The sequence below is a fragment of the Phenylobacterium sp. genome, from assembly GCF_041913825.1.
Taxonomy (GTDB): Bacteria; Pseudomonadota; Alphaproteobacteria; order Caulobacterales; family Caulobacteraceae; genus Phenylobacterium.
In genome coordinates, this window is sequence record NZ_JAYSEO010000049.1 from 1 (window position 1) to 7,931 (window position 7,931).

Annotated in this window: 8 protein-coding genes and 2 pseudogenes; 1 reads left to right on the plus strand and 9 read right to left on the minus strand. The window is 68.7% G+C overall.

Annotation, left to right across the window (positions count from 1 at the left end; all coding sequences use genetic code 11):
• The 3 genes from ACE3Q8_RS22965 to ACE3Q8_RS22975 form a co-directional block, all read right to left on the minus strand.
• Nucleotides 1–805: patatin-like phospholipase family protein (locus tag ACE3Q8_RS22965; RefSeq protein WP_374473225.1), on the minus strand; the 805-nt coding region annotated here is incomplete at its 3' end.
• 7 nt (nt 806–812) lie between these two features.
• On the minus strand, nt 813–1,241 hold the full coding sequence (locus ACE3Q8_RS22970; RefSeq protein ID WP_374473226.1) for a hypothetical protein: 429 nt from the start codon (nt 1,239–1,241) through the stop codon (nt 813–815).
• A gap of 566 nt (nt 1,242–1,807) precedes the next feature.
• Entirely contained in the window at nt 1,808–2,350 is a 543-nt protein-coding gene (locus ACE3Q8_RS22975) for a hypothetical protein (RefSeq protein WP_374473228.1), read from the minus strand.
• A gap of 287 nt (nt 2,351–2,637) precedes the next feature.
• Between ACE3Q8_RS22975 and ACE3Q8_RS22980 the strand changes: the two genes are divergently transcribed.
• Nucleotides 2,638–2,760 carry a hypothetical protein gene (locus ACE3Q8_RS22980; protein WP_374473229.1) on the plus strand — a complete coding sequence of 41 codons (123 nt, stop codon included), beginning with the start codon at nt 2,638–2,640 and terminating at the stop codon, nt 2,758–2,760.
• 684 nt (nt 2,761–3,444) lie between these two features.
• On the opposite strand, the gene ACE3Q8_RS22985 is transcribed toward ACE3Q8_RS22980, so the two are convergent.
• The 6 genes and pseudogenes from ACE3Q8_RS22985 to ACE3Q8_RS23010 all read right to left on the minus strand — a co-directional run.
• On the minus strand, nt 3,445–4,761 hold the full coding sequence (locus ACE3Q8_RS22985; protein ID WP_374473230.1) for a GH36-type glycosyl hydrolase domain-containing protein: 1,317 nt from the start codon (nt 4,759–4,761) through the stop codon (nt 3,445–3,447).
• A 56-nt stretch (nt 4,762–4,817) separates the two neighbouring features.
• A pseudogene (locus ACE3Q8_RS22990) lies at nt 4,818–4,961 on the minus strand (GH36-type glycosyl hydrolase domain-containing protein); the annotation flags it as partial.
• Nucleotides 4,962–4,978: 17 nt separating this feature from the next.
• Nucleotides 4,979–5,326 (minus strand): hypothetical protein, encoded by a 348-nt coding sequence (locus ACE3Q8_RS22995; protein WP_374473232.1) that lies wholly within the window; start codon nt 5,324–5,326, stop codon nt 4,979–4,981.
• Nucleotides 5,323–6,312 (minus strand): hypothetical protein, encoded by a 990-nt coding sequence (locus ACE3Q8_RS23000; RefSeq protein WP_374473234.1) that lies wholly within the window; start codon nt 6,310–6,312, stop codon nt 5,323–5,325. Before ACE3Q8_RS23000 ends, ACE3Q8_RS22995 begins: the two co-directional genes overlap by 4 nt.
• On the minus strand, nt 6,264–7,247 hold the full coding sequence (locus ACE3Q8_RS23005; protein WP_374473235.1) for a hypothetical protein: 984 nt from the start codon (nt 7,245–7,247) through the stop codon (nt 6,264–6,266). Before ACE3Q8_RS23005 ends, ACE3Q8_RS23000 begins: the two co-directional genes overlap by 49 nt.
• Nucleotides 7,248–7,374: 127 nt before the next feature.
• A pseudogene (locus ACE3Q8_RS23010) lies at nt 7,375–7,656 on the minus strand (ATP-binding protein); the annotation flags it as partial.
• Between the last annotated feature and the right edge of the window lie 275 nt (nt 7,657–7,931).

A 7,931-nucleotide genomic window follows, 5' to 3' on the forward strand; every position in this document is an offset into this window, starting at 1 on the left:
TGCGCGTCGGATCGCCGAGCACCGCTTGCGGCGCGACGAAGAAGTTCGCCACCGTACCGCCGTCGGCGTGCAGTTCAGAAACCGCCTGGCCGCCTCGCTCGAAGGTCAGCAGCACGGGTGGGAAGACGCCGGGAATGCTCGACGAGGCGATAAGGATGTTCTGAAACAGCTGACGGGAGGCGGGATCGGTGCGCTGCGCCAACGCCCCCATGTCCCAAACGACCTGGGTCTGAGTATCCAGGCTGGTTGTGGCGATGAAGAGCCGCCGACCTTTCCGGTGTTCGGCTGCCACGGCCTCGATGAGGCCGGGTGTAACGCTGTTGGTGATGAGCTTTCTCAAGGGTTCCGGCTTGAAGACGCCAGGCCAGAGCAAGGCGCCGAGGCCTCGCGATCGAAGCAGATCCTTCGAGCGGCCGTCTGTGAAGGCCTCGCGAAGGGCCGGATCAAAGGCCGGTCCCGCGAAGACGAACGGTGCAATCAGCGCGCCCGCGCTGACCCCCGTTACGACCTCGAATTCAGGTCGGTCGCCACGCCGGCCCCATCCGTACATGACGCCGGCGCCATAGGCGCCGTTGGCGCCGCCGCCCGAAAGGGCAAGGAGCTGAAGCTCGCCACTGGCGTGTTGGCGCCCGACGCTGTCGATATCGCCGAGGAAACGTTCGCGGGTCGCGGGCTTGATGAAATCGTAGCGGTACTCCGGGCTCGCCGCGTGGAGCGTCTCCAGCGGGTAAGGCGCCCGCGGAAGGGTTTGACAACCGCCGAGGAGGAGCGATGAAAACGCCAGCGCGGCGAGAATGCGTCGCATCGGCTGGTTATGGGTTCACGGCGGGCCGGCTCGCGGCGATGGCCCGCGGCGCGGCGGGTGGCTTGCAGCCTCGCGCCTGCCCCACACCCTTCAAGTAGCTTCGGCGGGCTATCCCGGCGGCGATCGCCTCTTGCACCTTGCGGTCCCGACGCTCGGCCCCGGAGAGCTTCCTGATCCAGCTGCGCATCGGGATGATGTCGGAAACGACGCTGGCGACAACGCCGTAGGCCGTCTTCTCATCGTCGTCCTTGGCCTCCTGTTCAGGACTTCGGTCATCGAAATCATCCCCGAGCACGTCGCTCAAGTCGCTGATTTCCTTTCGCAGCGTGGCACAGCTGCGCTGCCCCGATCGTGCATAAGGATTGTCAACAGCCTGCTCGAGGATTGGCGGGATTTCGGTTTTGATCAGGTTTGCGTCTCGGAGCGGCGACGTCACCGCACCCTCCAGGCTCTCACGGCTTTCTTCCGAGGAGGTGAGGGGGCGTTGTGAACTCTTCCCCTTCTCAGCCTTGCGGTCTGAGGGCGCTGGCTGCGGCTGAGCGTCAGCCGGACTGGCCAGCGCCGCGCCCGCGACTGTGCAGAGCAAAATTGAGAAGATGACCGATACCGATCTTGAACTCATGCGCATCACGTCACCTGAAGCTGTATGCGAGACCGAGTCGAACCGCGTCGAACTCCTGGCCCAACTCTTGTGGCGAAGCTTGGTTGCAATCTCGACGCACGCCGGTGCTCAACATCACCCGCTAGCCGTGCGCCGCCAGACCCGCCTTGCTTATCGCGCCGCTTTCAGCGAAGTGGGTAATGCGTTGGCAGCCGTCGCGCGCCTGCGTCAACAGCGGGGTCACGATGCGCGCCCAATGCGGTGCGTTGGTCCAGGCCTTGGCCGTGGCCTCCGATCGTCTGCTTGAAAGTGGAGGTCCGCTCGAAGCTATGATAACGCAGTAGTCGCGGCTGGGCTCCTTTGACGAGAGGGAGCGCGGGCAGAACTCGTGTGAGCGAGGTTCAACCACCTCCGTGCGCGCCTAACGCGTGCGGGCGCGGAACCCTAAAGTTTTCGCCGCGACCACGGCATGCCGAGCTCTTCGCGGGTATTGTCTGTCCACTTACTTCGAAAAACAATTGTCGGGGCCCCTCGCCCTTTGACCGGCGCAGTGAGAGGGCGACGATCGCTGCACCTGCAGCGACAATCATTGCATCCTCAATGAGGCCGCTGCGTGTCTGCCCAACGCGCACCATCGCCCGCTTGCGCGCGGCCAGCGTGAGGTAGGCCAACGGGACCGCTGTGGCGACGGCGACCATCGCCCCGGCCCGCTCCTGGCCGCGCGACACCAGGGCTGCGCCAGCGATGCCGGCGCTCATCACACTGGCCAGCAATCCCAAGAAGACCGTCCGATCAGGGGCCGACTTCATCTTGTCGCCGAACAATTCCCCGACGCCCATCACCAAGGCGCCGAGCTTGAATATCAGCCGGTCGAGCAAGATCAGATGCCCAGGCGTTCCACGTCCTGCGAGGCGGGCGGCAGCCAAGGTGGCCATCGGCGTCATGGACCGGGCGCTCGCGACAGCGCCGATGTGGGCAGACGAGAGCAGCCCGCGATGTTTCATAGCGCCTGAACGCAGGAGACGGGCCGAGGTTGAGTGCCCGCTGGACGCCCGCGCGTAGCCCGCTCGGGCAAATTAGGCGCTCGGCGGGCGGTTGGACGTCTAACGCGTTGCGGGCGGGCCAGCGCCAGTCGGAGCAATGAGTCGCCGAAGCGGTCCGTCACCATCCCAAAGAACCTTGCCGGCCGAGTTGGCTCGCGGATGTCGTGGCCGCCGCCCCCCGCCAGTGCTTGGATGACATAAGGGCCCAGGTCCTGGAGCTGATCAAGGCGCGCTACGCGGATCTCGGGCCGACGCTGGTCGCCGAGAAGCTGCGCGAGGTCCACGGCATCCCGGTTGGGCGCGAGACGTGACCAACGGTCGTCGCGCCAAGCTGATCGAGATCACGGAACCCGGTCGCGCCATGCTCAAGATCCCGGAGGCGCTCTAACACGGGTCCTGGCGCGCACCTGTCGGCGAACTTGCTTCATCAAGCCTCCGCGTGGTCTGTCCCCGAACCGGCGGCGCCCGCGGCGGGCAGCTGTCGGCGCAGCCGCGGCAGCTCACGCAGCGACCGGCCGGGCGAATGCACGGATCGGGCAAACGGCGCGCAAGGGGTCGCCAAGCCGACTTTCGACGTCGAGGCCGTCGAACCTTCGGACGCCTCGACGGCTCTTGATCGATCACGAGGCTGGGCATCGCGCGCCCCCCGTCACGCTCCTCAGCCCAAACTTTGACTAGAAGCGACGGAAGGGGCCGGCTTGGCGCTTCCAGCTTCGTGGCGGCGGCTCAAGGTCATCGATCACCACCTCGGCCGGATCGCCGCAGCGCCGCAGCGCCGCAGCGCTTCCGCACAGCCCGCCGCATGTCGGAGGGCCGAGCCGAGCCGCGCGACCGGAATGGCGTCATCATGCCGTCTCCGACCCGTACGGCCCAACCGTAGGGCTCCTCGACCACTCGAAAGCAGATGATGTCTCTATGCATGGTACGCCTGCTGCGACGCATTTTGCCTGACTGACGCGTCTATCGCCAATCCGACGGTTGACCATTGATCAGGGTCAAGAACCGCTGAGGCGGCGCACGGGAGGCGTATCGACCTGCCGCCCTCGCGGCGGACCAAGCCGGAGGCGAAGCGTGTGCGATCGCCCGTCGTCCAGCAAAGGGATGGTCGCGGGTGCGACCCCAACGGGCGCGCCGTCGAGATCGGCGGCGCTGACGCCGCGCATGACGCCGTCCGGATTCTCGACCACGACGTGATAGCGGCTCGATCCCTGGCGGATCACCGCCTCGAAGCCTGGCCAATCCCTGGGGATGCAGGGATCTACGCTCAGCGCGCCGGCTATTCGGCGCAGGCCGAGGATCGCCTCGATCCCCGCGCGCTGCATCCAGGCGGCGGAGCCCGTGTACCAGGTCCACCCGCCGCGGCCGACGTGGCCTGCCGCAGCGTAGACGTCGGCGGCCGCGACATAGGGCTCGACCTTGTAGCGATGCGCCGCCGCACGCGTGCGGGCGTGGTTGACCGGATTGAGCATGGCGAACAGCGACGCGGCCTTGTCGCCGTCGCCGAGGGTTGCAAACGCGATCACCGCCCATGCGGCGGCATGGGTGTACTGGCCGCCGTTTTCGCGCACGCCCGGCGGATAGGCCTTGATGTAACCGGGGTCGAGCGGAGTGCGGTCGAAGGGCGGCGTAAACAGCAGCGCCAGCTGCTCCTGCTGCAGGATCAGCTCCCGATCGACGGACGCCATGGCCTGCACGATGCGCTCCGCGGCGCCGGCGCCCGAGATCACCGCCCAGGACTGGGCGATGGAGTCGATGCGGCACTCGTCGCTCGCCGCCGAGCCCAGGGGAGAGCCGTCGTCGAACCAGCCGCGGCGATACCACTGGCCGTCCCAGGCGTTGCGCTCCAGCGCCGCCGTGAGCGCCGCCAGATGGGCCTCCCAGGCCTGCGCCCGCGCGGTCTCGGCGCGCGCCTCGGCGAACGGCAGGAACGCCGTCAGGGCCGCATGCAGCATCCAGCCCAGCCAGACGCTTTCGCCGCGCCCACGCGCGCCGACCCGGTTCATCCCATCGTTCCAGTCGCCGCCGCCGAACAGGGGAAGGCCGTGCCCGCCCAGTTCGAGGCTGGCGTCCAGGGCGCGGGCGCAGTGCTCGTAGAGGCTGGCCGGCGGCTCGGCCGGAGCCGGCTGGAAGAAGCTCTCCGCCTGGTCGGGCTCAAGCAAGGGGCCGCTGAGGAAGGGCGCCGGCGCGTCGAGCACGCCCAGATCGCCTGTGGTTTCGACATAATGCGCGGTCGCGTAGGGCAGCCAGAGGCGATCGTCGGTGAAGCGCGTGCGCACCCCCTGTCCGGAATGCGGCAGCCACCAGTGCTGCACGCCCCCTCGACGAACTGCCGGGCCGCGGCGCGCAGCCGGTGCTCGCGGGTCAGCTCCGGCCGGGCCGCCGCCAGAGCCATGGCGTCCTGCAACTGGTCGCGGAAACCGTAGGCGTCGCTGGCCTGATAGAAGCCCGCCCGCGCCCAGGAACGGCAGGCGAGCGTCTGATAGAGCAGCCAGCCGTTGAGCATGATGTCCATTGCGCGGTCCGGCGTCTTCACCTCGACTGCGCCCAGGATGGCGTCCCAGTGGGCCTTGATCTCGCCCAGCACGTCGTCGAGGTCGGCGGCCCGGTAGCGGGGACCAGATCGCGCGCGGCATCGTCGCCGTCCGCCTCGTCCAGCAGGAAGATGACCTCGCGCACCTCGCCGGGGGCGAGCTCGACGATGCGCTGCAGCCCGCCGCAAGGGTCGAGCCCGGCGCCGGCCGCGCCCGAGAGCGGCTCGCGCCACCGAAGCGCGGCCGGCGCGGCGAGCACGCCGTTGCGGCCGATCAACTCGTCGCGGTCGCCGGTCCAGCTCGCCGTCCCCTCCCCCAGGTCCGCGAAGGCGGTGGGGGACCTCAAGGCGGGATTCCACCCGTTGCGCGCGAAGAGCGCGCCCGTGGTTTCGTCGAGACCGGTGACGTGAAGGCCGCCACGGCGGCACGCTGCGGCCCCAGCGCCCACTCGGCGTAGGCCGTCACCGACAGGCGGCGCGACCGCCCGGACCGGTTCGTGAGCCGGAGCCGGGAAATCTTCACCGGGTCGACGAGCGGGACGAATTGCACGAGATCGAGGTCGACGCCGCGCGACACGTGCTGAAAGCGACTGTAACCCCGACCATGGCGGCAGATGTAGCTCGCTGCCGGGTCTCGCCGGGGCGCTGGGGTCGCGCTCCAGACCTCGCCGCTCTCCTCGTCGCGGAGAAAGATCGACTCCCCCGTCGTCTCGCTCACCGAGTGGTTGGACCAGGGCGTCAACTGATGCTCGCGGCTGTTGCGCCGCCAGGTGCAGCCGGCGCCGTCGGCGGAGACCAGAAAGCCGAACTCGGGATTGGCGACGATACTAATCCAGAGCGTCGGCGTCGTCTGACCAGGCGTCAGCGCCACAACGTATTCGCGTCCGTCCTCGGCGAAGCCGCCCGGGTCGTTGCCGTATTCCAGCGCCGGCGAAAGCCCTTCGGGCGCTTCCGAGGGCGCGGCCTCAGGGAGCGCCGGTGGGCGAACCACGGCGCGATCCGACAAGCGTTCGAGCTGCTCCGAGAGCGTTCCTTCCTGTGCCGTGAGCACGATGCGGGCGACGGACAGCAGCAGCTCCGAAGTTTCCGGCGCGATCAAATCCGCGCGTAGCACTACCGTTCGGCCCGGCGGCGAATGCTGCGTGATCGCCGCATGCGACTGGGCCGCGCGGACCAGGGACTCCAGCGCGACCTTCAGATCCTGCACATAGGAAGCGCCGCGCTCGTTGAGCAGCACAAGGTCGAAGGCCAAGAGCTTGCTGCGCCAGTACTCGCTGGCTTCGATCAGCTGCCGGGCGATGCCGATCTCATGCGGCTCGGAGATCCGCAGCAATACGATCGGCGGGTCGCCGGAGATGCCGACCCGCCACAGGCCCGGCTGGCCTTCGTGCGCCCGCCGCAGCCCTTCGGCAAACGGAGCAGCGCCGCGGTCGGATACACGAGGTGCGCCGCCAGCTTCTGGAATAGGGCGGCATCCGACCGTTCGACGCCGAGGTGGTGCAGCTGCACCAGGGCCTGGGTCCAGGCCAGGTTAGCGGCGCGTTCGAAGGCGGCGGCGTCATGATGCTTGTCGATCAGGTCGAAGAGCACCTTCCGCGAGCCGGCGACGAGCGGCCAGAACGAGACTCGCGCCGTTCTGCCGGGCGGGATCCTGACGCGCCGGCGTAGCGCGAACACCGGATCGAGCACCGTCCCCGTCGCGCCACCGAAGGGGCGACCGTCCAGGATCCGAACCGGCGCATGCACGTCCCGTCCCCGCCCGAGCACCTGGGCGCGATCGGTGTCGAATTGCGGTGGGCCGACGGACACGCCCTCCACGACCGAGAGCTGAGCGGCCCAGACCTCCGGCTCGGTCGGCGCCCGCCGCCGCCGGGTGGCGAGGATCGCGCCGGCGCTCGAGAGGTGCTCGGTCTCCACAAACAGTTTCGAGAACGCCGGGTGCGCCGCGTCGGCCGCCGGCGGCGCCAGCACGATCTCCGCATAGGCCGTGACCTCGATCTCGCGCACCGCAAATCCGCCGTTGGTGATCGACACCCGGCGGACCTCGCCGTCGTCCTCCGCCGAGACAACCACCTCGGTGACGGTCGTGAGCGCGCCGTCGCAGCGCGTGATCTCGCAGCGGTCCTCGCTGAAGATCGCCTCATAGCGATCCGGCTCGCCGCCGATCGGTTGCCACCCCGCCGACCAGACCTTGCCCGAATGGACATCTCGCAGATAGATGTAGGCTCCGGTGTCGTCGCAGGTAGGGTCCTCGCACCAGCGCGTCACTGCCAGGTCCCGCCAGCGGCTGTAGCCGGAGCCGGCCGCCGATAAAGCTCCTCAGGTCGAAACGAAGCCGGCGGGCCGCCACCGCCGCGGGCGTCCACTCCAGCAGATGCCGGCGCGAGATGAACAGCCGCGCCTGCAGCCGGCGGTCCTGCCGATGCGAGTTCTCGGATTCCAGGATCAGGCCCAGCCATTCGGCGTGGGATAGCGCGGCCGCCTCGGGGTTCTGGGTCAGCTCGGAGAAGGCCTTGGCCGCGCCGCGTAGGCCGAGCTCCTGCAGGCGTTCGACGGTGGGATGGGTGAGCATGAGTGTCTCTCCTTCAGTGGTAATAGGTGGAGCCGCGGATGTTGGCGTGATGGATGGGTGCGGCCTCCTCGGCGTCGGCGGCGAGAGGCCGCCGGTCCAGGCCATGGTCGAGGATCGAGCGGATCGAGCCGTAGCTGCGGGCGCCGATCTCGAGCGCCCGCGCGCAGGCGCGCAGGCGCGCTCCAGCCGCTCGCGGCCGAAGGGGCGCACCAGGCCCACCACGCCCTGGCAGGCGCGCAATTCGAGGAGCGGGTGGCGTTTAGACTCGAAGATCAGCTGGCTCGGCCGGTAACGGCTTGAGCGCGGCCTTCTCCACCTGTTCGAGGAGATCTCGCCGGGAGACGCCGAGCTTCTTCATCAGCCGCGCATTCAGCGTCGCC

Excerpts from the sequence above, each read along its gene's own strand:
- ACE3Q8_RS22975 (WP_374473228.1), bottom strand. The coding sequence starts at position 2,350 with ATGACGCCGATGGCCACCTTGGCTGCCGCCCGCCTCGCAGGACGTGGA.